At 73.4% G+C, this 25,472-nt stretch carries 21 protein-coding genes; 12 read left to right on the forward strand and 9 right to left on the reverse strand.

Annotated elements, in window-relative coordinates:
* The first annotated feature begins 92 nt into the window (after positions 1-92).
* Entirely contained in the window at positions 93-1,115 is a 1,023-nt protein-coding gene (locus EG812_RS00590) for a threonine aldolase family protein (RefSeq protein WP_126710447.1), read from the forward strand.
* Between the two features lie 274 nt (positions 1,116-1,389).
* Here EG812_RS00590 and EG812_RS00595 read toward each other — a convergent pair whose 3' ends face one another.
* Both EG812_RS00595 and pknB read right to left on the reverse strand, forming a co-directional pair.
* Positions 1,390-2,262: a deoxyribonuclease IV gene (locus EG812_RS00595; protein ID WP_013735121.1), complete on the reverse strand. Its 873-nt coding sequence runs from the start codon at positions 2,260-2,262 to the stop codon at positions 1,390-1,392.
* Complete coding sequence (gene pknB / locus EG812_RS00600) at positions 2,262-4,250, reverse strand: Stk1 family PASTA domain-containing Ser/Thr kinase (RefSeq protein ID WP_126710448.1); 1,989 nt, start codon at positions 4,248-4,250, stop codon at positions 2,262-2,264. The genes EG812_RS00595 and pknB overlap by 1 nt, the downstream gene beginning before the upstream one ends.
* A 164-nt stretch (positions 4,251-4,414) precedes the next feature.
* Between pknB and EG812_RS00605 the strand changes: the two genes are divergently transcribed.
* Positions 4,415-4,792: an Rv2175c family DNA-binding protein gene (locus EG812_RS00605; protein ID WP_013735119.1), complete on the forward strand. Its 378-nt coding sequence runs from the start codon at positions 4,415-4,417 to the stop codon at positions 4,790-4,792.
* Positions 4,793-5,013: 221 nt separating this feature from the next.
* On the opposite strand, the gene EG812_RS00610 is transcribed toward EG812_RS00605, so the two are convergent.
* A complete protein-coding gene (locus EG812_RS00610) occupies positions 5,014-6,096 on the reverse strand; it encodes a polyprenyl synthetase family protein (protein ID WP_043721542.1) in 1,083 nt (360 codons plus the stop codon).
* Positions 6,097-6,850: 754 nt separating this feature from the next.
* Here EG812_RS00610 and metF point away from each other — a divergent pair.
* Together metF and EG812_RS00625 are read left to right on the forward strand one after the other, a co-directional pair.
* Positions 6,851-7,768 carry a methylenetetrahydrofolate reductase [NAD(P)H] gene (gene metF, locus EG812_RS00620; RefSeq protein ID WP_013735117.1) on the forward strand — a complete coding sequence of 306 codons (918 nt, stop codon included), beginning with the start codon at positions 6,851-6,853 and terminating at the stop codon, positions 7,766-7,768.
* Between the two features lie 43 nt (positions 7,769-7,811).
* Positions 7,812-8,501: a CDP-alcohol phosphatidyltransferase family protein gene (locus tag EG812_RS00625; RefSeq protein WP_013735116.1), complete on the forward strand. Its 690-nt coding sequence runs from the start codon at positions 7,812-7,814 to the stop codon at positions 8,499-8,501.
* An 84-nt stretch (positions 8,502-8,585) separates the two neighbouring features.
* On the opposite strand, the gene EG812_RS00630 is transcribed toward EG812_RS00625, so the two are convergent.
* From EG812_RS00630 to EG812_RS00655, 6 genes are all read right to left on the reverse strand, one after another.
* Complete coding sequence (locus EG812_RS00630) at positions 8,586-10,073, reverse strand: phytoene desaturase family protein (protein WP_013735115.1); 1,488 nt, start codon at positions 10,071-10,073, stop codon at positions 8,586-8,588.
* Positions 10,074-10,128: 55 nt separating this feature from the next.
* Entirely contained in the window at positions 10,129-11,256 is a 1,128-nt protein-coding gene (locus tag EG812_RS00635) for a glycosyltransferase family 2 protein (protein WP_013735114.1), read from the reverse strand.
* Positions 11,253-12,110, reverse strand: a complete 858-nt coding sequence (locus tag EG812_RS00640) for a carotenoid biosynthesis protein (RefSeq protein ID WP_126710450.1) — start codon at positions 12,108-12,110, stop codon at positions 11,253-11,255. Before EG812_RS00640 ends, EG812_RS00635 begins: the two co-directional genes overlap by 4 nt.
* Complete coding sequence (locus EG812_RS00645) at positions 12,107-12,670, reverse strand: GNAT family N-acetyltransferase (RefSeq protein ID WP_013735112.1); 564 nt, start codon at positions 12,668-12,670, stop codon at positions 12,107-12,109. The genes EG812_RS00640 and EG812_RS00645 overlap by 4 nt, the downstream gene beginning before the upstream one ends.
* Entirely contained in the window at positions 12,667-13,404 is a 738-nt protein-coding gene (locus EG812_RS00650) for a monooxygenase (protein ID WP_126710451.1), read from the reverse strand. Before EG812_RS00650 ends, EG812_RS00645 begins: the two co-directional genes overlap by 4 nt.
* A gap of 76 nt (positions 13,405-13,480) precedes the next feature.
* Positions 13,481-13,969, reverse strand: coding sequence for a YbaK/EbsC family protein (locus tag EG812_RS00655; protein ID WP_043725335.1), 489 nt, complete (start codon positions 13,967-13,969; stop codon positions 13,481-13,483).
* A gap of 532 nt (positions 13,970-14,501) precedes the next feature.
* Between EG812_RS00655 and EG812_RS00660 the strand changes: the two genes are divergently transcribed.
* The 8 genes from EG812_RS00660 to EG812_RS00695 all read left to right on the forward strand — a co-directional run bounded on the left by EG812_RS00660 (position 14,502) and on the right by EG812_RS00695 (position 24,910).
* Positions 14,502-14,951: an SAV_6107 family HEPN domain-containing protein gene (locus tag EG812_RS00660; RefSeq protein WP_013735109.1), complete on the forward strand. Its 450-nt coding sequence runs from the start codon at positions 14,502-14,504 to the stop codon at positions 14,949-14,951.
* A 158-nt stretch (positions 14,952-15,109) separates the two neighbouring features.
* On the forward strand, positions 15,110-15,832 hold the full coding sequence (gene imuA' / locus EG812_RS00665; protein ID WP_126710452.1) for a DnaE2-dependent mutagenesis accessory factor ImuA': 723 nt from the start codon (positions 15,110-15,112) through the stop codon (positions 15,830-15,832).
* A 58-nt stretch (positions 15,833-15,890) separates the two neighbouring features.
* Positions 15,891-17,558, forward strand: coding sequence for a DNA polymerase Y family protein (locus tag EG812_RS00670; protein ID WP_126710453.1), 1,668 nt, complete (start codon positions 15,891-15,893; stop codon positions 17,556-17,558).
* A 72-nt stretch (positions 17,559-17,630) separates the two neighbouring features.
* Entirely contained in the window at positions 17,631-21,014 is a 3,384-nt protein-coding gene (locus EG812_RS00675; RefSeq protein WP_126710454.1) for an error-prone DNA polymerase, read from the forward strand.
* 51 nt (positions 21,015-21,065) lie between these two features.
* Positions 21,066-21,872: a methyltransferase domain-containing protein gene (locus EG812_RS00680; RefSeq protein WP_050814641.1), complete on the forward strand. Its 807-nt coding sequence runs from the start codon at positions 21,066-21,068 to the stop codon at positions 21,870-21,872.
* Positions 21,873-21,955: 83 nt separating this feature from the next.
* On the forward strand, positions 21,956-23,086 hold the full coding sequence (locus tag EG812_RS00685; RefSeq protein WP_233579400.1) for an alkaline phosphatase family protein: 1,131 nt from the start codon (positions 21,956-21,958) through the stop codon (positions 23,084-23,086).
* Positions 23,087-23,139: 53 nt separating this feature from the next.
* Positions 23,140-24,399, forward strand: a complete 1,260-nt coding sequence (locus EG812_RS00690) for a DNA polymerase IV (RefSeq protein WP_126710456.1) — start codon at positions 23,140-23,142, stop codon at positions 24,397-24,399.
* Between the two features lie 115 nt (positions 24,400-24,514).
* Positions 24,515-24,910 (forward strand): SCO2097 family morphological protein, encoded by a 396-nt coding sequence (locus EG812_RS00695; protein WP_013735102.1) that lies wholly within the window; start codon positions 24,515-24,517, stop codon positions 24,908-24,910.
* The last annotated feature ends 562 nt before the right edge of the window (positions 24,911-25,472 follow it).

Here is a 25,472-nt window from a genome sequence, read left to right on the forward strand (position 1 = left end):
TGGCATGACTGTGGCGGGCGCGAGGAGTGACCTTGCGAGCCCCACAGTCGGCAGCTGTCCGGCCTGCTGTGGCTGACGGGATGGAGCGTGACATGCCGATTGATCTGCGTTCGGACACGGTGACCCGGCCCACCCCCGGGATGCGGGAGGCGATGGCCGCCGCCGAGGTCGGCGACGACGTCTACGGCGAGGACCCGACGGTCAACGCGCTGGAGGCCGAGGTCGCCGCGCTGTTCGGGCACGAGGCGGCGCTGTTCTGCCCGACCGGCTCGATGGCCAACCAGATCGCCCTGCAACTGTCGGTACCGCCCGGTGCGGAGTTGCTCTGCGACGCCGACGCGCACGTGATCACGTACGAGATGGGGGCCGCTGCCGCGTACGGCGGCATCACCTCGCGGACCTGGCCTGCGGTGGGCGCGGACGTGGACCCCGACGTGGTCGCCGGCATGATCCGTCCCGACGGCTACTGGGCGGTGCCCACCGCCGCGATCGCGGTGGAGCAGACCCACAATCGCGGCGGTGGCGGGGTGATTCCCCTCGACACGCTGCGCCAGTTGCGTCGGGTCGCCGACGAGGCGCAGGTGGCGCTGCACTGCGACGGGGCGCGGATCTGGCACGCCCACGTCGCCGACGGGGTGCCGCTGGCCAGCTACGGCGCGCTGTTCGACACCCTCTCGGTCTGCCTCTCCAAGGGGCTCGGCGCGCCGGTCGGCTCGCTGGTCGTCGGTGCCGCCGACAAGATCGAGCGGGCGCGGATGATCCGTAAGCGGATGGGCGGCGGGATGCGTCAGGCCGGTGTCCTCGCCGCTGCCGGCCGGTACGCCCTGGCCCACCACATCGAGCGGCTCGCCGAGGACCACGCGAAGGCGGTCCGGCTGGCCGAGGCGATCGCCCCGTTCGGAGTGCTGGCCGCGCCGGTACGCACCAACCTGGTCCCGCTGGACCTGACCAAGGCACCTATGGACGCGCACGCGCTGGCCGCGGCGGCCCGTGCCGAAGGCGTACTCATCTCGGTGCTCGGACCCCGCATCGCCCGCCTGGTCACCCACATGGACGTCACCGACACCGCCGTCGACCAGGCCGCCACCACCCTCACCCACATCCTCCGCGCCTGACCCCACTCCCACCCCGGGCCGCGCTCCTACCCCGCGCCCCGCGCGCTCCCACCCCAGGCCGCGCTCCCACCCCCCGCCCTGCGCCCGCGATCTTGCACTTTTGGTCGCTGAAATGCCTCTTGTGCGGCTTATGCGGCGACAAGAAGTGCAAGATCGCGGGCGCAGGGCGCAGGGCGCAGGGCGCAGGGCGCAGGGCGCAGGGCGCAGGGCGCAGGGCGCGTGGCGCGTGGGGAGCGAGAGGGAGGGAGGGGAGGGTATGTGGGGTGAGGGGGAGTTAGGGGTGGAGGCGGCGGAGGGTGGCGATGTCGGCGGCGTGACCTTCGTGGCGGTCGGTGGGGGTCTCCACGAGGATGGGGACGCCGGCGGTGGCGGGGTGGCGCATCAGTTCGGCGAAGGCGGGCTCGCCGATGCTGCCCTTGCCGATGTTCTCGTGCCGGTCACGGGTGGAGCCGCACAGGTCCTTCGAGTCGTTGGCGTGCACCAGCTGGAGCCGATCCGCGCCGACGGTCGCCACCAGGGTGTCCAGCGTCTCGGTCATGCCGCCTTCGGCGGCCAGGTCGTGCCCGGCCGCCCAGGCGTGGCAGGTGTCGAAGCAGACGCCCAGCCAGGGGTGCCGGTCCACCGCGTCCAGGTAGGGGCCGAGCTGCTCCACCCGGCAGGCCAGCGACCGGCCGCCACCGGCGCTCGGCTCGACCAGCAGCATCGGCCCGCCGCTGTCGGCGGCCGAGTCCAGCAGCGGCAGCAGGGATTCGCGTACCTGCCGCATGGCCGCCTCGGCGTGCCCGGCGTCCACCGCGCTGCCGGCGTGGAACACCACCGCGCGGGCGCCGATCGCGGCGCCCCGGCGTAGCGCGTGGGCCAGGGTCTGCTGCGATCGTTCCACCGTGGCCGGGGTCGGCGAACCCAGGTTGACCAGCAGTGACGCGTGAATGTAGGCGGCGACTCCCCGTTCGGCGCAGCCGTCGCGGAACAGGGCGTCCTGCACCGGGTCACCGGCCGGCATCGCCCACCCTCGGGAGTTGCCGACGTAGACCTGCGCCACCTCGGAGCCGGCGGCGTCGAGGTACGGCAGCGCCGCCTTCGCCAGCCCACCGGAGGTGGGCGTGTGCGAGCCGATCGGCCGGTGGCCGGGTTGGGTAGCCGTCATCAGAAACACCCGATGGTGATCTGGGTGCCCGGTGCCACCTGCGCGTTCTCGTTCGGGTTCTGGAACCGGGCCACGGCCTCCGGGTTGAACTGCACGGCCACCGGGAAGCCCTGACTCTCCAGCACCTGCTTGGCCTGCTGGCACGGCAGGTCGATGACCCGGGGTACGGTCACCAGCGGTGGACCCTCGCTGACCTCCAGCCGGATCTGGGCACCCTTCTCGACCCCGCTGCCGTCGGCCGGGCTCTGCCCGAGCACCTCGTCGCGAGGCTTGTCGGACTGCTTGTAGGTCGGTTCCACCAGGACCAGGCCGAGCTGGGCGATCTGCGTACGGGCGTCGTTGAGGCTCTTGCCGACCAGGTTCGGCACGGTGATCGGGGCGCGGCCCTTGCTCAGGATGACGGTGATCTCGTCGCCCGGCTCGACCTCCTTGCCGGCCTCCGGCTTGGTGGCCACCACGACGCCCTCGGGCAGGCCGTCGTCGTACCGGGCGGTGCCCTTGACGACCTTCAGCTGGGCGTTGACCAGGTCGGCCTCGGCCAGGTCGAACTCCTTGCCCACCACGTCGGGCATCGGGAACCGGGCCGGCCCCAAGGACAGGGTCAGGGTGATGGTGCCGCCCTTGAGGATCCGGGCGGCCGAGGCGGGCTGCTGCGCCACCACGCCGTCACGCGGGATCTGCTCGTCGTGGCGTGGATCGGCGTACTGCAGGGTGAAGCCGCCCTGCGCGGCCTGCGCCTCCGCCTGGGTCTTGGTCATGCTGACCAGCTGCGGGGTGGTGGTGTAGCGGCCGACGCCGAACCACCATCCGCCGAGAGCAGCCACCAGGCCCAGCACCACCACGACGGCGGCGACCGCGAGGCGGCTGCTCGAATCGCCGAACAGCCGGGCACGCCACCCGGCAAGCTGGGAGAACCGGTGCACGTCCTCGTCCGGAACCGCCCGACGACGCCCCCGGGTGGGTGTGCCACCCTCCGGCAGCCGGGCCCAGGTCGGCCGTTCGGCGGGGCGGACCGCTGCCACCACCATGGTCGGCTGGGCGACCGCCGGGCCGTCGGACACCGCAGACAGCATGGCGGTCTGGGCGTTCGCGTTACCGAGCCCGTCCCGGGCGACCTGCACCTCGGCCAGCAGGGTCCCGGCGTCGGCCGGACGGCCCGCCGGGTCGCGGCGGGTGGCTCGGGTGACCAGATCGTCGAGGGCCTTCGGCAGGCCGGGCACCAGGGTCGACGGCGCCGGTACGTCCCGATCGACGTGTTGCCAGGCGATGTCGATCGGACGATCACCGTCGTACGGCACCCGGCCGGTGAGCATCTCGAACAGCACGATGCCGCTGGAGTAGACATCGGTACGGGCGTCGGCGCGGCCGGTGGTGACCAGCTCCGGGGCGACGTACGCCACGGTCGCCATCAGTTGGTTGCCGCTGTCGTGATCGGTGCTCGCCTCCACGGCCCGCGCCAACCCGAAGTCGGTGACCTTCACGACGCTGTCGACGAGGTTGGCCGGGCCGCCGCTGGGCGCCTCGGCGACGAGCACGTTCTCCGGCTTGACGTCGCGGTGCACCAGCCCGGCCCGGTGGGCGGTGGCGAGCGCGGCGAGTATCTGCTCGGTGATGGCCAGCGCCTCGTCCGGGTTGAGTCGGCGCCGCTCGGTCAGCACCTCACGCAGGGTGCGCCCGCGGACATACTCCATGACCAGGTACGGCCGACCACCATGGGTGCCCTGGTCGTAGACCGCCACCACGTTGGGATGGGTCAGCCGGGCGATGGTCTTGGCCTCGTCGGTGAACCGCTCGACGAAGCCGGCCAGGCCGGCCCGATCGGTCGGCCCCTGCGACGAGTGAATGATTTTGACCGCCACGGTGCGTTCGAGTCGCTCGTCGGTGGCGGTGTACACGGTCGCCATGCCGCCACGGGCGACGCGACCGCGGATGCGGTAACGCCCGTCGATCAGCGAGCCCAGCAACGTGTCGGCGACCTGTGTGTCCATCGGCAGGCAGTCTATGTGTCGGGGGATGAAGGTTGAACAGGATGCTACCGCCGAGCGGACCTTCTCGGGCCCGCCGTGGCGTGACAGGCTGTGGTCGATCCTGGTCAGGGTGGGTGCCGGGAGGCTGTTGACCTGGTGCCGGGAGGACGTGGCAGGGTGGTCGAGTGACCGACTCCGTACCCACCGACAACGCCGCGCCGGGGACCACCGGGCCGACGGACTGGCTGACCCTGCCGGACGTCGCCGAGCGGCTCGACCTGACGATCAGCAAGGTGCACCAGAAGATCAGGGATCGGGAACTGATCGCGGTACGCCGCGACGGTGTCCGCCGGATTCCGGCCGACCTGGTGGCCAACGGCACCGTACTCAAGCACCTGCCCGGCGTACTCAACCTGCTGGCCGACGCCGGCTACGACGACGAGGCGGCGCTGCGCTGGCTCTACGAGCCCGACCCGACGCTGCCGGGTGGCACCCCTGCCACCGCCCTCGCCGGCGACCAGGCCCGCGAAATCAAACGCCGCGCCCAAGCCCTCGGCTTCTAACAGCCCCGTACTCCACCCTTGCCACCCCCACCCTTGTCACCCACCCTCGCCGCCCCCGCCACCCTCTCGCCCCGTCGATCTTGCACTTTGTGTCCCCGCGAATGGTGTAAATCACCCATAAGTGCGACCAAAACTGCAAGATCGACGGGGCGAGGGCGGCGGGGCGAGGGCGGGGGGGTGGGGTGAGGGCAGGGTGCGGCGCGGCTGGGGGTGGGAGGGGGTTAGTCGGTGCGGCGGGTGGCGGCTATGGCTAGGTCGACGAGGGACTGGCGGGCCTCGGTGTCCAGGTCGACGGCGGTCAGCGCGGCGAGTGCGGCGTCGGTGAGCGTGACGATGCGCTGCTCGGTACGGGCCAGTGCGCCGGTGCTGGTGATCACGTCCCGTAGTCGGGCCACTCCGGCCGCGTCCAGGGTGGGATCGCCGAGCCCGGCGAGCACCACCTCCCGCCCGGCCTCGTCAGCCACCTCCAGGGCCGCTGCCACCAGGTAGGTCCGCTTGCCCTCGCGTAGGTCGTCGCCGGCCGGCTTGCCGGTCTGGGCAGGGTCGCCGAAGACTCCCAGCACGTCGTCGCGCAGCTGGAACGCCTCGCCCAACGGCAGCCCGTACGCCGAGTAGGCGACCCGTATGTCCGCAGGGGCGTCGGCCAGCGCCGCGCCCAGCAGCAGCGGTCGTTCGACCGTGTACTTCGCCGACTTGTAGCGGGCGATCTTGCTGGCCCGTTCCAGCGAGGCGTCCCCGGTGGCCTGGGTCACCACGTCGAGGTACTGCCCGACGGTGACCTCGGTGCGCATCTCGTCGAAGTCCGGCCGGGCCCGGGCGACGGTGCGGGGATCCAGCCCGGCAGAGTGCAGCAACTCGTCGGACCAGACCAGGCACAGGTCGCCCAGCAGGATCGCCGCCGCGTCGCCGAAGCCGTCCGGGTTGCCGCCCCAGCCGGCCGCACGGTGCCGGGCGGCGAATCGCCGGTGCACCGCCGGCTCGCCGCGCCGGGTGTCCGAACGGTCCATCAGGTCGTCGTGGATCAGGGCGCTGGCCTGGACGAACTCCAGTGCCGCGAGGGCGGTCACCACGGCGTCGGTGTCCACTCCGCCGGCACCTCGGTAGCCCCAGTAGGCGAAGGCGGGCCGTAGGCGCTTGCCCCCGCCGAGCACGAACGCCTCGATCGCCTCGGCGACCGGCACCAGTGCGTCATCGAGGTCGGTCATCCACAACCGGCGACCGGCGAGGAAGTCGGACAGGGCCTGGTCCACCCGTTGGCGGAGGCCGGCCCGGTCGACGGGAGAGACAGGAGCAGCGTGGGTCACGTCCCGACGCTAATAGGTCAGGTCGCCGCATGCTGACCCACCCACGTTCCGGCGCGTCGCGGATCGCCCGGTAAGCCGCGTCGGTGGGCGTGCCGAAGCCGGTCGGCAGCGGCCGACACGCCGGTCACGGTCGCCCTTCGGACATTTCGCGTCACCATCGGTGAGTACAGTCCTGCCTGCTGGCGGGCGGGTTGGCGACGTGCCCGATGAATCGGGCGGCGATCCGGCCGGCGCGCCGAGGACGATGGCCAACCAGGCGTGCCAGTAGCGGCCGGGTGTGCGCCGCTGGCGTTCCCAGCGGGATATCTCGTGCCGACTGAGTGTCGGCACCCCGGCGGCGGCGCACAGTTCGGCGGCGAGCCGGGACTGGCTCCAACCTCGGGCGAGGCGTAACCGGGTCAGCGGCGGCCCGGACAGCGGATCGGGCGGGTGCGGGGGCATCGGTCCTCCGGAGGTCGGCGCGCGCTGGTGACCGGCCCGGAACCCGGACCGCCCACCGGTGGATCGTGACCCCCGCGCGGCCCCCTGCGGTCGTCGACCGCCCGCGCTGGGTCATGGTTATCGCAGGGGTCCGACGTTTCCGCCCGCGAACCCCAGGACACCGACGTACGGCACCGGCCCGCCCGCGATTGCTCAGGACACCGACCTGCGGCACAGGCGCGACCGGGTCGTCGAGTCGAGAACGATGTGGGCAGTGATCCCTGGCTGTGGGAAGAAGATGGGGATACGCGGCCGGTCCGGCTAGAGTCGACGCGTGGCGCTCGGTCTACCGTCGATCCTCCCCAATCCGCAACCTGCGATCGGGGAGCTGGTCCGTGACCGCCAGCCGACCTTCTCCTTCGAGTTCATGCCGCCGAAGACGGAGCAGGGCGAGCGGCAGCTCTGGCAGGCCATCCGCGAGCTGGAGCCGTTGCAGCCGTCGTTCGTCTCGATCACCTACGGTGCCGGCGGAACCACGCGGGACACCACGGTCGCGGTCACCGAACGGGTGGCCACCGAGACCACCCTGCTGCCGATGGCCCACCTGACCGCGGTCAACCATTCGGTGGCCGAGTTGCGGCACGTGATCGGGCGGCTGGCCGGCGCCGGGGTGCGCAACGTGCTGGCGGTGCGGGGCGACCCGCCCGGTGATCCGACCGGCGAGTGGGTGCGGCACCCCGACGGCATCGACTACGCCGAGGATCTCGTGCGCCTGGTCCGCCGTTCGGGTGACTTCAGCGTCGGTGTGGCCGCCTTCCCGTACCGGCATCCGCGCTCGCCGGACATCGCCAGCGACACCGAGTATTTCGTCCGTAAGTGCCGGGCCGGCGCCGAGTTCGCCATCACCCAGATGTTCTTCGACGCCGACGAGTACCTCCGCCTGCGCGACCGGGTGGCCGCCGCCGGCTGTGACACCCCGATCCTGGCCGGGGTGATGCCGGTGATCCGCATCGGCACCATCGAACGCTCCGTGCAACTGTCCGGGGCACCCTTCCCGCCGGCGCTGGCCGCCCGGTTCGAGCGGGTCGCCGACGACCCGGAGGCGGTCCGCCGGCTCGGCATCGAGCAGGCCAGCGAGATGTGTCAGCGGCTGCTCGACGAGGGTGTGCCGGGGATTCACTTCATCACCTTCAACCGGTCCACCGCGACCCGGGAGATCTGGCAGAACCTGCGGGTGGGCGCTTCGACGTGAGCGTGCCGGCGCGATACCTCAGCGCCGCCGTGACGGTTGAACCGTGGTGGGCAGACAGCTGAACTGGAACGAGTACGCCACCGCGTGGGCCCGGCTGCACGGTGGGTTCGACCCTCGGGCGGCCACTCCGGTGGTACGCGCCTGGCTGCGCCTGTCGTACCATCTCGGGTTCCTGCTGGGCCGGCTGCGGGTCGGCCCGACCGCGGTGACGGCGGTCGGCGTGCTGCTCTGCCTCTGCGTGCCGTTGTTCGCGGTCCGGGCGGGTGACGGCCCGTTCCTCGGTGCCCTGTTCGTGTTGCTCGCCTCGGTGGCCGACAGCGTCGACGGGGCGGTGGCGGTGGCCACCGGCCGCACGACGCGACTCGGCTACGTCTACGACTCGCTTGCCGACCGGATCGGTGAGGTCGCCTGGCTGGTGGCGTTCTGGCTGGTCGGCGCGCCCGGCGCGCTGGTCGCCGCGGCCGGCGCGCTGTCCTGGTTGCACGAGTACGTCCGGGCCCGGGCGGTCGCCGCCGGGATGCGGGAGATCGGCGCGGTGACGGTGGGGGAGCGGCCCACCCGGGTCTGCGTGGCCCTGGTGGGACTGCTGCTGGCCGGCCTGACCGGGCTGATCCAGCCGGATCTGGCGGCCGGCACCATCACCATGGCGACCGCGGTGTGGGTGCTGCTGGCCGCGTTCGGGCTGGGGCAGCTGCTCTCCGCCGTACGCCGGGCACTGATCGACGCAGAGTGATCGGCCCGCCGACATCGTGGCGGCGCGGGACGTGGTGCTCCTGGGACCGATCTGATCAACCCGCCTCGCCACGGGTAGGCACGCCTACCAGGCGGGACCGACGGCGTCGGCGACGATCTGCGCGGACAGGGTCACCATCGGCAGTCCGCCGCCCGGATGGCTGGAGCCGCCGACCAGCCACAGACCGCGCGCCGGCCCCCGGTTGGCCGGACGCAGCAGACCACCGGCGGTGCCGTAGATGGTGCCGCCCGGGGCGCCGGTGGCGGTGGCCAGGTCGGCCGGGGTCCGGATGTCGCGGAACACCAGCCGGTCGCGGACGTCCACGCCGCGTTCGGCGAGCACGTCGAGAATCCGATCGGCGTACGCCTGCGCCAGCCCCGGCCGACGCCAGTCGACCGCACCCGGTGCGGTGCCCTGCCGGGCGGCGTTGACAAGCACGAACCACGCCTCGTGGCCGTCCGGGCGGACCGCCGGATCGTCGGCCACCGTGACGAAGATCGTCGGGTCGGCGGCCGGCCGGGCCCGTACCCCCCGACCCGGGTCGCCGAAGACCGCGTCGAACTCGGCGTCGTAGTCGCGGGGGAAGAACACGTTGTGGTGGGCCAGCCCACTCTCGCCGCGTACGCCGAGCAGCAGCACGAAACCGGCCAGGCTGCGGTCGGTGAGCCCGGCCAGCCGGCGCGCGTCGGGCAGCAGGTCACGGTAGACGGTCAGCGCGTCGACGTTCGCCACCACCACGTCGGCGGGGATCGGGGCGCGCTGGTCGGCGACGCGTACCCCGTGCACCCGACCGCCGGTGGCGTCGATCCGGGTGACAGTGGTGCCGGTGCGCACCACCACCCCCAGGTCCAGGCAGCGCGACAGCAGCGCGTCGGCGAGGGTGCCCAGCCCGCCACGCAGGTACCAGCCGCCGAAGGTCAACTCGGCGTAGGGGACCGCGACCAGGGCGGCCGGGGCGCGCCGCGGATCCGCGCCGGTGTAGGTGGCGTACCGGTCCAGCAGCATCCGCAGCCGAGGATCGGACAGGTGCGACCGGCCCAGTCCACGCAGACTCTGCCCGGGCCGGATGGCAGCCAGGTCGCCCAGCCGCCAGGCCAGTCGGGCCAGGTCCCGGGGCGAGTCGACGCGGCGACGCAGGATGTCGTGTTCGCTGGCCCGCCACACCCGGGCCGCGCGCCGCCACAACCGTTGCCAGTCGGCGGCGGCCCGGTCACCGAGGGCCGCGCCGATGCGGGCGGTGAACTCCGCCGGGTCGGCGCAGGAGTCGAGCACCGCGGCACCGTCGTCGAAGACGTGCCGCACGATCGGGTCCAGCGGCACCAGGTCGAGATATTCGTCCAGCTTCGCCCCGGTCGCCTCGAACAGCTCGTGGAAGACCTCGGGGAGAGTGATCAGGCTGGGCCCGGTGTCGAAGTGGAACGAGCCCGCCTCGGTGTCGCGGGTGTGCCGCCCGAGCTTGCCACCGACCGTGTCGGCCTGTTCCAGGACGGTCACCTGGTGCCCGGTGACGGCCAGCCGGGCAGCGGTGGCCAACCCGCCCACCCCGGCGCCGACGACCACGATCCGCGCCATGCCGCGTCCTCCTAGACCGTGTCGAAGTCCTCGCTCCGGCCCGCCGCAGGCGGATCTAGCCGACCGGACGGCCGCGCCAGGACAGGCGCCGCCGCTTGCGCAGATGGTACGACCGTAGGGTCAGCCAACCGAGGACCGCGACCGACACGGGGTGGCTCAGCGCGTCGGGCCAGGCCCGTCCGCCGGTGGCGCGGGCGCTGACCACCCGTCCCACCACCCCCGCCAGGTACGTCAGGGCGGCCACCCCGGCCAGGGCCGGTGCCCCGGCCAGCAGGGCGGCCACGGCGACCAGCGGCGGCGCGGTGTAGAGCAGGAGCAGCAGACCGACCACCAGCGCGGCGGCCAGCGGATGACCGAACGTGGCCCACAGCGACTTGGTGTAGCCGTCGCGCAGCTGCGGCCAGCTGTCGTACATCCGGCAGGAGGCCAGCCGGGAGCCGTCGGCCAGGGCGATCCGACCACCGGCACGTTTCACCGCGCGGGCCAGCTCGATGTCCTCCAGCACCCGGTCGGCGACCGCCGCGTGCCCCCCGGCCCGCAGGTAGCCGACCCGGTCGACGACCAGGAACTGCCCACCGGCCGCGGCCAGCGACGGCCGCTGCGAGCGTTCCATCGCCCGCAGCGGCAGGAAGGTCAGCCACAACCACTGCAACAACGGCTGCACCAACCGGTCGGTCACCGTCCGCACCACGATCTTCGGGTACGGCGACAGCAGCTCAGCCCCGGCGGCGCGCAGTTCGGTGACCGCCGCCGCCACGGCGTACGGGCCGAGCACCACGTCGGCGTCGACGAACACCAGCGCGTCGGCCGAGGTCTCGACGCGGCTGGCCAACTGCCAGCAGGCGTACGGCTTGCCCAGCCAGCCCGGCGGCGGGGCGACCCCGGTGCGCAGGGTGACCCGCGGATCGTCGCCGACCACCGCACGGACCACCTCGGCGGTGCCGTCGGTGGAGCCGTCGTCGAGCACCACGATCCGCAGCCCGGGTACGCCGCGCTGGGCGAGCAGCGCCCGCAGGCACGGGGTGACCCGGTCGGCCTCGTCGCGCAGCGGCAGCAGCACGCTCACCCGCTCGTCGGTCTGCACCGGCCGGTCCGCCGGGCGGCGCAACCACCGGCCGGCGTTGACCAGGGTGTGCGCGGTCAACGCGACGACGACGAGCAGGACGACGAGCGGCCCGGTCATGCCGCGACGTCGGCCCTGGTGCGCTCCGCGCCGGCGTGGTCGTCGCCGGTCCGGCGGGCCCGCAGCAGCGTCACCGCCAGCGGCACCGCGATCACCGCCATGCCGACCCCGCCCCACAGGGCGGAGGCGGGCAGGTCCAGGAAGACCGCGTGGGCCAGCACACTGGAGGCGTACGTCCACAGGTAGAGCGCGTACATCGGCCGGTCGCGGGCGTCGGTGTCGGCCACGGCGGCACCGGCGAGCGGCCGCAGCGCGGTCATCACCAGCACCCCGAACAGCAGCCAGCCCAGGTAGTTGCTGACCGGGATGCCGGCCAGCCCGGGCAGTGCCGGGGTGGCGTCGCGCCACACCCAGTGCCCCTCGGCGACCATCTGCGGGTCGAGGAAGAGGTCCCAGGTGGCCAGGCCGAGGGTGGCCAGCCCGATCCGCGCCGGCCACCGCCACCACTCGCGTGCCGTGCCGCCGCCGATGAGTCGGGTCGCCACCAGCCAGGCCGGCCAGGTCATCCAGGTCCAGGCCAGCGGGATGATCAGCGGCACCCCGGCCAGTTTCGGGCCGAGCTGGCCGGAGTAGTCGTAACTGCCGAACGGGAATCCGGTGGCCACCCCGAGTGCCTCGATGGCGAAACCACCGCCGCTGGCCAATGCGATCAGCGCGAACGCCGTACGCGGGCCCCGGCTGAGCAGGGCGTGGCCGACCGAGAGCAGGTAGCCGAGCACCACGGTGGCGACGGTCAGCCGGGCCCGGGTCGTCCCGCTGGTCAGCGGGTAGCAGATCTGCGCCAGCACCAGCAGGGCGAGCATTCCCCAGGCGTACGCCCGGGTCACCGGCCGGGCCGATGGTCCGCCTCTCATGATCGCGGCGGCTGCGCGGGCGCGGGCAGGGGCAGGTCCCGGCCGAGCACCCCGAACGGGCGTTCGTCGCCGGGGAAGTGAAAGTCGCGCAGCAGGTCGACGAAGCCGAACCGGCGGTACAACCGCCAGGCGCGGGAGGTCTGCTCGTCGGCCTCCGGGGTGGACAGCAGCGTGGTCGCGCCCTCGGCCATGGTGAGCAGCGCCCGCAGTTGCCCGGCGCCCAGGCCGTGTCCCTGCGCCGGTGGGCGTACGTGCAACTCGACCACCTCGAAGCAGTCGGTCAGCCAGCGTCGTCGGGCGTCCGGGTCTAGTGCCCGCCAGACCTGGTCGTGCCACCACTGGCCGGGGCCGCCGAGGTAGCCGTAGCCGAACCCGGCCAGGTGCCCCTCGGCGGTCAGGCTGGCGACGGCCCGGAAGCCGGGACGGCGTACGTGGGTGGCGATGTAGCCACGGCGGGCCTCCAGCAGGTCGGCGCGGTAACCCATGGCCTCGCCGTAGACGGCCACCACGTCGTCCAGCCGTCGGAGGAGATCGTCCGGTGTCCACCGCACCAACCTCATGCCCGTCCACCCTTCGCCGGGTCGCCGTCGACCCACCCCAGTACCGTCCGGTCACCGATCACGTCACGCACCTCGAACCGGGTGAAGAGTTCCTCCGCGTACCACCGCGCGGTCTCCGTCCGGGTGATCGCGGCCCGGTGCTCCGGGTGACGGTACGCGAACCCCACCAGGTCTGTCGGATCACGCCACACACTCACCGTGCCCTGCCAGCCCAGCGGGGCCTCGCCGACGCCGAAGCGGGCCAGCAGGCCGGGCGCGGCGTGCACGGCGGCGGCCACCGGCGGGATCGCCCGCCAGAAGGTGAGCGCGCGGGTCGGTCGCAGCCGGGCCCGGGTCAGGGCCAGCACCGGCCCGCTGACCCGGCCACCGGTCGGCTCGCCGAACGGCCGCCGGCCGGACCACTCGCCCCGGCTGCTCAGTGGCCGCAGGTCGAGCCGGACGCCGGCCACGGCGATGCGGGACCAGGCCCGACCCACCGATGATTCGGCGAACCGGGTGGCCGCGGCGGGGGAGTCCCACACCGTCAACGCCGCCCAGCGGGTCAGGTCGGCGTCACCCGGCCCGAAGCCGGTGCCGGTCCCGGTGCCGAGCAGCTTGCCGAACCGTACGCCGGGCAGGGCGCGCAACCGGCGCGGATCCCGCGCCATCCGGACCAGCGCCCGGCCCACGGCGGCCCGGGGAATCCGCCACACATGCAGGGTGACCAGCTCCGGAACGTGCTCTGGCTCGCTCACGCCGCCGCCTCGCTGCGCTCGCCGCCGGCGCGAGGCACCACGCTGCTGTGCTTGATGGTTCGCTCGCTTCGCTCGTTCACGCCACGTCGGTCGGGGTTCCGCCGGTGATCCGCAGCAGTTCGGCGTACGTGGTGGGAAAGACCGCCTGCGGTACGCCACCGGCGGCCCAGACCTCGTCGTACTTGTCCAGGGCGTTGTCCACCAGGGTGCGCAGCGGCTGCGGATGGCCCACCGGGGCGACCCCGCCGATCACCTGGCCGGTGTGCTCCTTGACGAACTGCGGGGTGGCCCGGCGCAGCCGGGTGATGCCGAGCCGGGCGGCCAGGCCGGTGGTGTCCACCCGGTGCGCGCCGGAGGTCAGCACCAGCAACGGGGCTCCGTCGGCGTCGAAGACGAGCGAGTTGGCGATGGCCCCCACGTCGACGCCGAGCGCCTCGGCGGCGGCTGCGGCGGTGTGCACGGCGTCGGGCAACAGGCGGACCGTGGCCGGTGCGGCGGAACCGTTGCGCGCCTGTGCGGCGTCGAGCGCGTCCTGCACCGCCCGGACGTTCGGGTGTGACTGCATCCCGCCATTCTTCCCGGTGCACGGCCGGACGGTGCAGCCGGAGTCGGTGGCCAGCCGTCGCTGACGGCCGTCGGGACTGCCGGGGCTGCCGGGCTCGGGGCGGAGCGGGGAAATCGGTGACCGGAGGATGCCGGTGCGCGCCACACGTTGCATTTTCGTCGGGGGGAGGGTGTACTGTCAGCAGCAGTTAGAACGGATGTTCGATTGAGTCGAACGTTCGTTCCAACCCCCCTCGGGGCGGGTGTTTCGCGGCATCCGGCTCCGAGAGAGGTGCGGTACCGCGGACCGCACCGGGCTTCGGGCAGTCGCGAGTCCGAACCCATCAGGCAGGAACGTCGCTCGCCGCCCACGACCCCCGGGCGGCGAGCGACGGACCCGCCGGTACGCCGGCCGGGTGTGGTGTGGGGAAGCTCCACACCCGGCCCGGCCACCCATCTGGTGCGTCTTCCTCCGCACCGCCCGCCGCGGGTGTCCCGCGCCGACGGATCTCCTCCGTCGGGCGATCGCCCGCCCCGGTCCGCCTGGAGGAGACATGCCGACCAGCCCGGCCCAGGTGCCGACGGTGCCCGCGCACGTGCTGCCGCACCGCACTCCCGCCCAACTGCTGGCGGTGGCGCGGCAAGGGCTCGCCGAAGCCGCTCGGACGAGTCCCGACGGTCTCCGGTACGCCACCGCCCACCTCGCGGCCCTGCGTGCCGCCGCCGCGGTGCTCGCCGCCCGCGCCCGCCCCGCGCCCACCCGCCGCAGCCGGATCACCAGTGTCTGGGTCCTGCTCGCCAGCGTCGCCCCCGAGCTGAACGAGTGGGCCAACTACTTCGCCGTCGCCGCCGGCAAGCGGGCCGCCGCCGAGGCCGGCATACCTCGGGTGGTCACCGCCCGGGAGGCCGACGACCTGCTCCGTGCCGCCGGGGATTTCGTCACGGTGGTCGAGTCCGCACTCGGCATGGCCCATCAGCCGGCGATCGAAGGGCTCGTCGCCTGAGTCTCGGCGTCCGGTCACCACCGGCGGGACCCAGGGTGACCGGACGCCGTCCGACAACGCGCCGACCTGACCATGCCGTGTCGGCACGTCCTCATCCGAAGCAACGACAGCACCATCCTCGGGCCGGGGCCCGGGGCGATCCGACGGGGGTAGATCCGATGGCGGGCCGCATGGTCGTCGGTTCTGCCGCGCTGGCCGCGCTGGTGCGTCCGGCCAGCGCCCCCGATCCGGCGGGCGGCCACCGGATGCTGCCGGTACGGCCCGAGCTCAGTGGGTTGCTGCCCGGCCGCGGGTTGCGGCGCGGCAGCACCATCGCGGTCGGCGTCGGGCAGCCCCGGCACAGCGGCACCACATCGCTGCTGCTCGCCCTGCTCGCCGAGGCGTCCCGCGCCGGCTCCTGGTGTGCGGTGGTCGGGATGCCGACCTTCGGCCCCGGTGCGGCGGCCGAGGCGGGAATCGCCCTGGATCGGCTCGCCCTGGTGCCGCAGCCCGGTCCGGAATGGCCCACCGTGGTCGCCGCGCTCATCGACGGGGTCGACGTGGTGGTCACCGCCGTGCCGGCCACCGTCTCCGCCTCCGTCGCCGGCCGACTGGCCGCCCGGGCCCGGCAACGCGGCAGCGTGCTGGTGCCGTACGGCCGGTGGGACGGCGCGGATGTGACGCTTCAGGTGGTACGCGGGGTGTGGGAAGGGCTCGGGTCGGGGCGAGGGCGGCTGCGTCGCCGCGAGGTGACCATCTCGGCGCGCGGCCGAGGTGCCGCCGCCCGGCCCAAGGAACTCACGGTGTGGCTGCCCGGTGCCGAACTGACCCGGGTCATCCCCCGGTCGTCCGCTCCCCGCGACAACCACGCCGCGATCATGCACTTGCGGTCGGCGAAATGAGCGTCTCGCGGCTTATGCGGCGACGCAAAGTGCAAGATCGCGGGTGGGTGAGGGTGGCGTGAGTGCGGCCACGCGGACCTTGCTGCTCTGGTGCCCGGACTGGCCGGTGCTCGCCGCCGAGATCATCGACGGGGTGCCGGCCACCGGGCCGGTGGCGGTGCTGCACGCCAACCGGGTCCTCGCCTGCTCCGAGCAGGCCAGAGCCGAGGGGGTACGCCGAGGGCTGCGCCGGCGGGAGGCGCAGGGGCGCTGCCCGGGGCTGACCGTCGTCGACCACGATCCCGGGCGGGACGCGCGGGCCTTCGAGCCGGTGGTGGCCGCGGTCGAGGAGGTGGCGGCCGGGGTCGAGGTGGTCCGCCCCGGCGCCTGCGCGTTGCCCGCCCGGGGGCCGAGCCGCTACCTCGGCGGTGAGGAGGCGGCGGCCGAACGGATCGTCGAGCACGTCGCGCAGAGTTGCGCGGTGGAGAGTCAGGTCGGCGTCGCCGACGGGGTCTTCGCCGCCGGGTTGGCCGCCCGACAGGGGCGGATCGTGCCGCCCGGTGGGACGCCGGAGTTCCTGGCCGCCCAGCCCGTCGAGGCGCTCGGCCGGCCCGCCCTGGCCGACCTGCTGCGCCGGCTCGGAGTGCGTACCCTCGGTGACTTCGCCGCGCTGTCCGCCGGTGACGTGTTGGCCCGGTTCGGTTTCGACGGGGCGCTGGCCCACCGGATGGCCGCCGGGCGGGACGACCGCCCGCTCGCGGTCCGGCGTCCCCCGGTCGACCTGACGGTCACCACCGACCTCGACGAGCCGATCGAGCGGGTCGACGTCGCGGCGTTCGCCGCCCGGACGCTGGCCGAACGGTTGCACGAGCGGCTCGCCGGGCACGGGCTGGCCTGCACCCGGCTCGGCATCGAGGCGGTCACCGCGCACGGCCAGGAGTTGCACCGGGTCTGGCGGCACGACGGTCTGCTGAGCGCGGCGGCGATCGCCGACCGGGTCCGTTGGCAACTGGACGGCTGGCTCACCGGCGCCCGCCGGGGCGGCCCGGCCCGGCCCACCGCCGGGATCATCCGGCTGCGGTTGGTGCCGGACGGGCTGCTGGCCCAGGCCGGCCTGCAACCGGGGCTGTGGGGCGAGACCGGCGAGGAGCGCGAGCGGGCGCATCGGGCGCTGAGCCGGGTGCAGGGACTGCTCGGCCCCGAGGCGGTGGTCACCGCCGTGCTCGGTGGCGGGCGGTCCCCGGCCGACCAGGTACGGCTGGTCCCATGGGGCGACGAACGGCTACCCGCCCGTCCCGGCGCTGCACCGTTGTCTGCCCGTCCTGGGGACGCGCCGTCGGCTGCTCGTTCCGGTGCTGTTCCGCTGGCTGACCGCCCGGATGCGCCGCTGCCGTCCTGGCCGGGGCGGCTGCCGCCGCCCTCGCCGGCGGTGGTGCTGCCCACTGCGCTCGCCGTGCAGGTGTGGGATGCCGCTGGTGGGCCGGTGACGGTGAGCGCCCGGCTGGCGATGAGCGCCCCGCCGGCCCGGCTGAACATCGATGCGACGGCCGAAGCCCCGGTCCCGGTCGGCGTGGGCAGGGGAGCCGAGATCGTCGGCTGGGCCGGTCCGTGGCCGGTCGACGAGCGGTGGTGGGCCCCGGCCGAGGCCCGTCGCCGAGCCCGCTTCCAGGTCTGCCTGGCCGACGGCACCGCACTGCTGCTCGCCGTCGAGCACGGCCGATGGCTGCTGGAGGCGATCTATGACTGACGTGAATCTTGGTACGAAACGGCCCTCCTGGGGGCCGGAACGCACCAAGATCGTGGCGGCGAGGTGGGGACGATGAGTTTCCACAATCCACGGCTGCCGTGGTCGGAGCTGGAGCGGGTGCTCTCCGGTCGGCCGGGCAAGGGGAGAGGTCGGGGGAGGGAGAAGGGGGACGGGGAGCGGCATCTGCATGTGGTGGATCCGCTCGCCGTCGACGCCGACGGGGGTGACTCGCCGGCCTGGAGCCGGCGGCGGGAGCACTACAGTCCACCGGAGCTGACCCGACCCGACGGCGTGCTGCCGTACGCGGAACTGCACGCGCACACCAACTTCAGCTTCCTCGACGGCGCCAGCCACCCGGAGGAACTGGTCGAGGAGGCGACCCGGCTGGGGCTCACCGCGCTCGCCGTCACCGACCACGACGGCTTCTACGGCGTGGTGCGCTTCGCCGAGGCGGCCCGCGCCCTGCACCTGCCGACGATCTTCGGGGCGGAGCTGACCCTCGGCCTGCCCGGCCCGCAGAACGGGGTACCCGACCCGCACGGCAAGCACCTGCTGGTGCTGGCCCACGGCCACGAGGGGTACGCCCGGCTGGCCACCACCATCGCCCGCGCCCACCTGCGGGGCGGCGAGAAGGGCCGCCCGGTCTACGGTGAGCTGGAGGAGATCGCCGCCGACCTTCGCGATCACGTGCTGGTGCTGACCGGCTGCCGCAAGGGGCACGTGCCGGCCGCCCTGCTCACCGAGGGGGTCGACGCGGCGGCCCGCGAGCTGGACCGGCTCACCACGCTGTTCGGCGCGGAGACGGTGGCGGTGGAGCTGACCGATCACGGGCATCCGATCGACGGCGATCGCAACGATGCCCTGGCCGAGTTGGCCACCGCCGCCGGGCTGCCCACCGTGGCCACCGGCAACGTCCACTACGCCACGCCGGGGCGACGTCGACTGGCCACCACCCTGGCCGCCGTACGGGCCCGGCGCAGTCTGGACGAGATGGACGGCTGGCTGCCCGCCGCCGGCACCGCCCACCTGCGCTCCGGTGCCGAGATGGCGGCCCGGTTCGCGGCGTACCCGGGTGCGGTGGCCCGGGCCGCCGAGTTCGGCGCGGAACTCGCCTTCGACCTGCAACTCGTCGCACCGCAGCTGCCGGCGTACCCGGTGCCGCCGGGGCACACCGAGATGAGTTGGCTGCGGCAGCTCACCGAGGCCGGCGCGCGGGAACGCTACGGCCCGCGCGAGGCGCACCCGCAGGCGTACGCGCAACTCGACCACGAGCTGAACATGATCGAGGCGCTGGGCTTCCCGGGCTACTTCCTGGTGGTCTACGACATCGTCGAGTTCTGCCGCCGGGCCGACATCTACTGCCAGGGCCGGGGCTCGGCGGCCAACTCGGCGGTCTGCTACGCACTGCGGATCACCAACGTGGACGCGGTCCGGCACCGGCTGCTGTTCGAACGCTTCCTGGCCCCCGAACGCGACGGCCCGCCCGACATCGACGTGGACATCGAGTCCGACCGTCGGGAGGAGGTCATCCAGCACGTCTACGCCCGCTACGGCCGGGAGCACACCGCCCAGGTGGCCAACGTGATCTCGTACCGGCCCCGGTCGGCGGTACGGGACGTGGCCAAGGCGTTCGGTTTCTCGCCCGGCCAGCAGGACGCCTGGAGCAAGCAGATCGACCGCTGGGGTGACGTGGCGGCGGTGGACGTGCCGGAGATCCCCGAGCAGGTGATCGTGTACGCCAACGAGGTGCAGACCTTTCCCCGGCACCTGGGCATCCACTCCGGCGGCATGGTGATCTGCGACCGGCCGGTGATCGAGGTGTGTCCGGTGGAGTGGGGCCGGATGCCCGGCCGCAGCGTGCTCCAGTGGGACAAGGACGACTGCGCCGCCGTCGGCCTGGTCAAGTTCGACCTGCTCGGCCTGGGCATGCTCTCGGCGCTGCACTACGGCTACGACATGATCGGGATGAGCCTGGATCTGGGCGAGGAGACGCTCGACGACCCCGAGGTCTACGACATGCTCTGCCGGGCCGACTCGGTCGGGGTGTTCCAGGTGGAGAGCCGGGCCCAGATGGCCACCCTGCCCCGGCTCAAGCCGCGCGAGTTCTATGACCTGGTGGTCGAGGTGGCGCTGATCCGCCCCGGCCCGATCCAGGGCGGCTCGGTGCACCCGTACATCCGGCGCAAGAACGGGCAGGAGCCGGTGACGTACGCCCATCCGCTGATGCGCAATGCCCTGGAGAAGACCCTCGGCGTGCCGCTGTTCCAGGAGCAGTTGATGCAGCTCGCCATCGACCTGGCCGGCTTCGACGCGGCCGAGGCCGACCAGCTGCGCCGGGCGATGGGAGCCAAGCGTTCGGTGGAGCGGATGGCACGCATCGCCGACCGGCTCTACGCCGGCATGGCGCAGCGGGGCATCACCGGCGAGTTGGCCGACGACGTCTACCGCAAGCTCACCGCGTTCGCCAGCTACGGCTTCCCGGAGAGCCACGCGATGAGCTTCGCCTACCTGGTGTACGCCAGCTCCTGGCTCAAGCGCTACCACCCGGGTCCGTTCCTGGCCGCGCTGCTCAGCGCCCAGCCGATGGGCTTCTACTCGCCGCAGACCCTTGTCGACGACGCCCGCCGGCACGGCGTGCAGGTACGCCGCCCGGACGTCAACGCCAGCGGGGTGAAACCGGTGCTGGAGTCCACAGCGGAGACCCGGTGGGGCAGCCAACCCGGGGAGCCACCGCACGCCTGGGGGCTGGGTGGCCCGGCCGTACGGCTCGGGCTGTCGGGTGTGCGTACCCTCGGCGAGCCGGTGGCGCAGCGGATCGTGGCGGAGCGGTCGGCGCACGGGCCGTACCGGGACATGCCGGATCTGGCCCGGCGGGTCGGTCTGACCGCCGCCCAGTTGGAGGCCCTGGCCACCGCGGACGCCTTCGCCTGCTTCGGACTGACCCGGCGGCAGGCGTTGTGGGCGGCGGGCGCGGCGGCGCAGGACCGACCGGACCGGCTGCCCGGCACGGTGACCGGCGCGGCCGCGCCCACCCTGCCCGGAATGGAGGCGGTGGACCGGCTGGTGGCCGACGTGTGGGCCACCGGGTTGTCCCCGGAGAACCATCCGGCCCGCTTCATCCGCCCGCAGTTGGAGGCGATGGGTGCGGTGCCGATCGACCGGCTGGGCCGGGTCGAGCCGGGTCGGCGGATCCGGGTCGGCGGGATCGTCACCCACCGGCAGCGGCCGGCGACCGCGGGCGGAGTCACCTTCCTCAACCTGGAGGACGAGACCGGCATGCTCAACGTGACCTGCTCACCGGGGTTGTGGCAGCGCCAGCGGCGGGTGGCCCGGACCAGCGCGGCGCTTGTGGTACGGGGAAGGCTGCAACGACACGAGGGGGTGACCAACCTGGTCGCCGACCGGTTGGAGGCCATCGAGCCGCCGGTCCGGCCGGCCTCCCGCGATTTCCGCTGACGACGGTGGGCAACACCGCTGCGGCGGACCCGACCGGGGTGACCGGGGCCGATGCCCGGTGGACTCAACCTCGGCTGCAGGGCCGGCGGGGCAGGCCCTAGGCTCGACCGGGTGGAACAGACCCCAGGCGCGGCCGGGCCGCCGTTGACCCCCCGTACCGCCGTGGTCTGGTCGGTGCTGCGCGCCGAGCTGGACCGTCGGCCCTCCGCCGAACTGACCGTGCTGGACGTGGGTGGCGGCACGGGTGGCTTCGCCGTGCCGCTGGCCCAGGCCGGGCATCGGGTCACCGTGGTCGACGCCAGTCCGGACGCGCTCGCCGCGCTCAGCCGCCGGGCCGCCGAGGCCGGGGTGGCCGACCGGGTACGCGCGGTGCAGGGTGACGGTGACGCGCTCGCCGGGCTGGTCGAGCCGGACAGCGTCGACCTGGTGCTCTGTCATGCCGTACTGGAGGTGGTCGACGAGCCGGCGTCGGTGGTGGCCGCGCTGGCCACCGCGCTGCGTCCCGGCGGCGCGGCGAGCGTGCTGGTCGCCGGCCGGTCGGCGGCGGTGCTCGGCCGGGCCATGAACGGGCACCTCGACGTGGCCGCCACACTGGCCACCGACCCCACCGGCACCGCCGGGCCCCGGGACACGTTGCGCCGCCGCTTCGACGCCGAGAGCGCCGCCGCGCTGTTGACCGCCGCCGGTCTCACCGTCGAGGAGATCCACGGCGTACGCGTCCTCGCCGACCTGCTGCCCGCGGCCGTGGCAGACGGTCAACAGGGTGCCCTTGTCGAGTTGGAGCGGGCGCTGGCCGCCCGCTCGCCCTGGCGGGACCTCGCCGTGCAACTGCACCTGTTCGCCCGCCGCCCGGCATGACCGACACCACCGCCACGCCCGGCGTCACCGCCGTGCCGCATCCGGGAGGCAGCGAACGCGTCCAGGGCTCCCTCCTCGCACCGATGACGCCGGAGTACGGCGGGAGAAGCCTGGCGGACGTGCTGCCCAGCGCACTGGCGGTGCTCGGCGTGCCCGGCGGCACCGACCTGCTCGGGCTCGCCGACGAACTGGCCGGGGTGCGCCGCGTCGCGGTGCTGCTGGTCGACGGGCTCGGCTGGCACCAGCTCCCGATCGCCGCGCCGTACGCGCCGACCCTGGCCGGGTTGACCGCCACCACGGGACGACCGCTCACCTGCGGATTCCCCTCCACCACCCCGACCAGCCTGGTCACCCTGGGCACCGGTACGGCCTCCGGCGCGCACGGCGTGCTCGGTTTCACCCTGCGGGTGCCGGGCACCGACCGGGTGCTCAACCACATCGAGTGGACCGACGACCCGCCACCGATGCGCTGGCAGCCGGTCACCACCGCGCTGGGGCGGGCCCGGGCCGCCGGTGTCGCGGTGACCGTGGTAAGCCGGCCGGAGTTCGGTGGCAGCGGCCTGACCGTGGCCGCCAACCGGGGAGGCGACTACCGGGGCGCCGCCGGGGTCGACGCGCTGGCCGCCACGATGCTGGCCGCCCTGGCCGCCGGGACCGGACCCACCCTGGTCTCCGGCTATCACCCGGACGTCGACCGGCACGGCCACCTCAGCGGCGTCGACTCGGTGCCCTGGCGGACCGCCGTCACCGACCTGGACGCGCTGTTGGCCCGGCTGGTGGACGGGTTGCCGTCGGACGCGGCGCTGCTGGTCACCGCCGACCACGGGCAGTTGAACGTGCCGGCCGAGCACCGGTTCGACCTGGACACCGACCCCCGGTTGACCGCCGGGTTGCAGGTGGTCGCGGGGGAACCCCGGGTGCGCTACCTGCACGTCGTCCCGGGGGCCACCGAAGACGTACGGGCCGCCTGGTCGCAGGTGCTGGGCCCGGCCGCCCGGGTGCTGACCCGCGACGAGGCGGTGGCCACCGGCTGGTTCGGGCCGGTACCCGAGGAGCACTTGCGCCGCATCGGCGACGTGGTGGTGGTCTGCAACGACACGTACGCCGTGCTGGCCAGCCGGTCGGAGAGCCCGATGCTGTCCCGGCTGGTGGGTTTCCACGGCGCGGACACGGCGGCCGAGATGACCATCCCACTGCTTGTCGTACGGGGCTGACCGGCCTGGATGTCGGTGCCGGGGATGTCGGTGTCGGGGGCTAACCTGCCCGGGTGGGCCGCAGCCAGTCGTTACCTCGGGGCGGTGATCCCCGCTTCGGGCCGGACGCCGACGACACCGGCTGCCCGATCCTGCACGTCGACATGGACGCCTTCTACGCCTCGGTGGAGGTGCGGCACCGGCCGGAGTTGCGCGGCCGGGCCGTCGTGGTCGGCGGAGTCGGGCCGCGCGGGGTGGTCAGCTCCGCCAGCTACGAGGCCCGACAGTACGGCGTACGCAGCGCGATGCCCATGATGCGGGCCCGCGCCCTCTGCCCGCACGCGATCTTCCTGCCGCCGGATTTCACCCGCTACACGGCCGCCTCCCGAGCGGTCATGCAGATCTTCCGGGACGTCACTCCGCTGGTCGAGCCGCTCTCGCTGGACGAGGCGTTCCTCGACGTCGCGGGGGCCCGGCGGCTGTTCGGCTCACCGGCGACGATCGGCCGCCGCATCCGTGAACGGGTCGCGGCCGAACAGGGACTGACCTGTTCGGTGGGGGTGGGGCCGAGCAAGTTCGTCGCCAAGCTCGGCTCGACCCGGGCCAAACCCGACGGGCTGCTCGTCGTACCGGCCGCCCAGGTGCTCGACTTCCTCCACCCGTTGCCGGTGTCGGCGCTGTGGGGGGTGGGGGAGCGTTCCGCTGAGGCGCTGCTGCGGCTCGGTCTGCGTACCGTCGGTGACCTCGCCCAGGCGCCGATCGGCATGCTGCGTACCGCGCTGGGTCAGGCCGCCGCCGCGCACCTGCACGAGCTGGCCTGGGGGCGGGATCCGCGCCGGGTCAGCCCCGAGCAGGTGGAAAAGTCGATCGGTGCGGAAGTCACCTTCGACGTCGACGTCGACGACCCGGAACACCTCCGCCGGACGTTCCTCGCGCTGGCCGAGAAGGTCGGTGCTCGACTGCGCGATGCCGAACAGGTCGGGCGGACCGTGTCGATTAAAGTGCGGATGTCGGATTTCCGCACCATCAGTCGATCGCGCACTCTGGAAGTACCCACCGACGTCGCTCGGGAGATCTTCGACATAGCGTGGTCCTTGTTCGCCGCCCTGCCGTCCGGCGAGCAAATCCGTCTTGTCGGAGTACGAGCGGAAGGACTGCACCGGGCGGACGCCACACCCCGGCAGCTCACCCTTGGTGAACCGGAGCGCGGATGGCGGGAGGCGGAGGTCGCCGCCGACGCGGCGGCTGCCCGATTCGGGCGGTCCGTCATAGGCCCGGCGAGTCTTCTCAGCGGCCGAGATACGCGACGAAAGGAAAATCCGACGCGGCCATAGGTCGTCCCGCTTTCCGACGCGCGAGCCCCCTCGTAGACTTGCGGGTAAGCAGCCGGTTGGCTGCCACGGTCTGTCGGCCCGACCGGACCGACCAACGTGACCGGGGAGGAGTGCCGTGCCGCTCTCGGAGCACGAGCAGCGGCTGTTCGAGCAGATCGAGCGGTCGCTTGCCGAGGACCCCAAATTCGCCTCGGCCGTGCGCGCCAGCGATCCGCGCTTCCACGCGCGGCGTCGCCTGCTCGTCGCTGCCGGCCTGATCATCGCCGGCTTGGCGTTGTTGGTATATGGCGCGGTGATCAAAACTCCGCCGCTGGCAGTGGCGGGATTCGTTGTCATGCTGGCCTCGGCCGCGTTCGCGGTGCAGTCGCACCGTCGATCGCAGTCGCCGGACCTGCACGTGGTCGGGGGCACGGCGAGTCGTCGCCGATCCCGCGGTCGTGCCGGCCGGCGGCCGGGCTTCATCGACCGGATGGAGGACCGGTGGCGGCAGCGCCCGGAGGGGCACCGCTGACCCGGTGATCCGGCCCATGCAGCCTTAGGCGGCGGATCGCGTCACCGGGCCCACCCCGGGGCGCACACCTGAGCTCGATCGACCCCCGGTCGATCGAGCCATCCGCCTGCCCCACCCCACCCTCCACCCCCCTAACCCCACCTCGCGCTCACCCATCCCCCATGGTCGGGCGTCCTCGACACCCGGTCCCGTGTGACCCTGCGCCCTCGTGGGCCTCCGCGCCCGCCACCCCGCGCCCCGCGCCCCCGCGCCCCGCGATCTTGCGCCCCCGCGCCCCCGCGCCCCCGCGCTCCTGCGCCCCCGCGCTCCTGCGCCCCGCGATCTTGCACCTTTGGTCGGGATTTACTGGGGCAAGACGGGCATTTAGGCGACCAAAACTGCAAGATCGTGGGCGTGAGGATCCCGTGCCCGCGTCGCGCACCGTCCCGTCCCGTCCTGCGTCCCGCCCGCCCCCGTACCCCCGCGATCTTGCACTTTCGGCCGGGACTTATTGCAGCGAAACGGTCATTCGGGCGACCGAAACTGCAAGATCGCGGGGGCGGGGTACGGGTACGGGGCCGGG

Source organism: Verrucosispora sp. FIM060022, from assembly GCF_003977705.1.
GTDB lineage: Bacteria > Actinomycetota > Actinomycetes > Mycobacteriales > Micromonosporaceae > Micromonospora > Micromonospora gifhornensis.

Coding starts and splice junctions, on each gene's coding strand:
- EG812_RS00660 (WP_013735109.1), top strand. CDS start 14,502: ATGCCGACCAGCCCGGCCCAGGTGCCGACGGTGCCCGCGCACGTGCTG.
- EG812_RS00590 (WP_126710447.1), top strand. CDS start 93: ATGCCGATTGATCTGCGTTCGGACACGGTGACCCGGCCCACCCCCGGG.
- EG812_RS00630 (WP_013735115.1), bottom strand. CDS start 10,073: ATGGCGCGGATCGTGGTCGTCGGCGCCGGGGTGGGCGGGTTGGCCACC.
- EG812_RS00640 (WP_126710450.1), bottom strand. CDS start 12,110: ATGAGAGGCGGACCATCGGCCCGGCCGGTGACCCGGGCGTACGCCTGG.
- EG812_RS00685 (WP_233579400.1), top strand. CDS start 21,956: ATGACGCCGGAGTACGGCGGGAGAAGCCTGGCGGACGTGCTGCCCAGC.
- EG812_RS00645 (WP_013735112.1), bottom strand. CDS start 12,670: ATGAGGTTGGTGCGGTGGACACCGGACGATCTCCTCCGACGGCTGGAC.
- pknB (WP_126710448.1), bottom strand. CDS start 4,250: ATGGACACACAGGTCGCCGACACGTTGCTGGGCTCGCTGATCGACGGG.
- EG812_RS00635 (WP_013735114.1), bottom strand. CDS start 11,256: ATGACCGGGCCGCTCGTCGTCCTGCTCGTCGTCGTCGCGTTGACCGCG.
- EG812_RS00680 (WP_050814641.1), top strand. CDS start 21,066: ATGCCCGGTGGACTCAACCTCGGCTGCAGGGCCGGCGGGGCAGGCCCT.
- EG812_RS00655 (WP_043725335.1), bottom strand. CDS start 13,969: ATGCAGTCACACCCGAACGTCCGGGCGGTGCAGGACGCGCTCGACGCC.
- EG812_RS00675 (WP_126710454.1), top strand. CDS start 17,631: ATGAGTTTCCACAATCCACGGCTGCCGTGGTCGGAGCTGGAGCGGGTG.
- imuA' (WP_126710452.1), top strand. CDS start 15,110: ATGGCGGGCCGCATGGTCGTCGGTTCTGCCGCGCTGGCCGCGCTGGTG.
- EG812_RS00595 (WP_013735121.1), bottom strand. CDS start 2,262: ATGACGGCTACCCAACCCGGCCACCGGCCGATCGGCTCGCACACGCCC.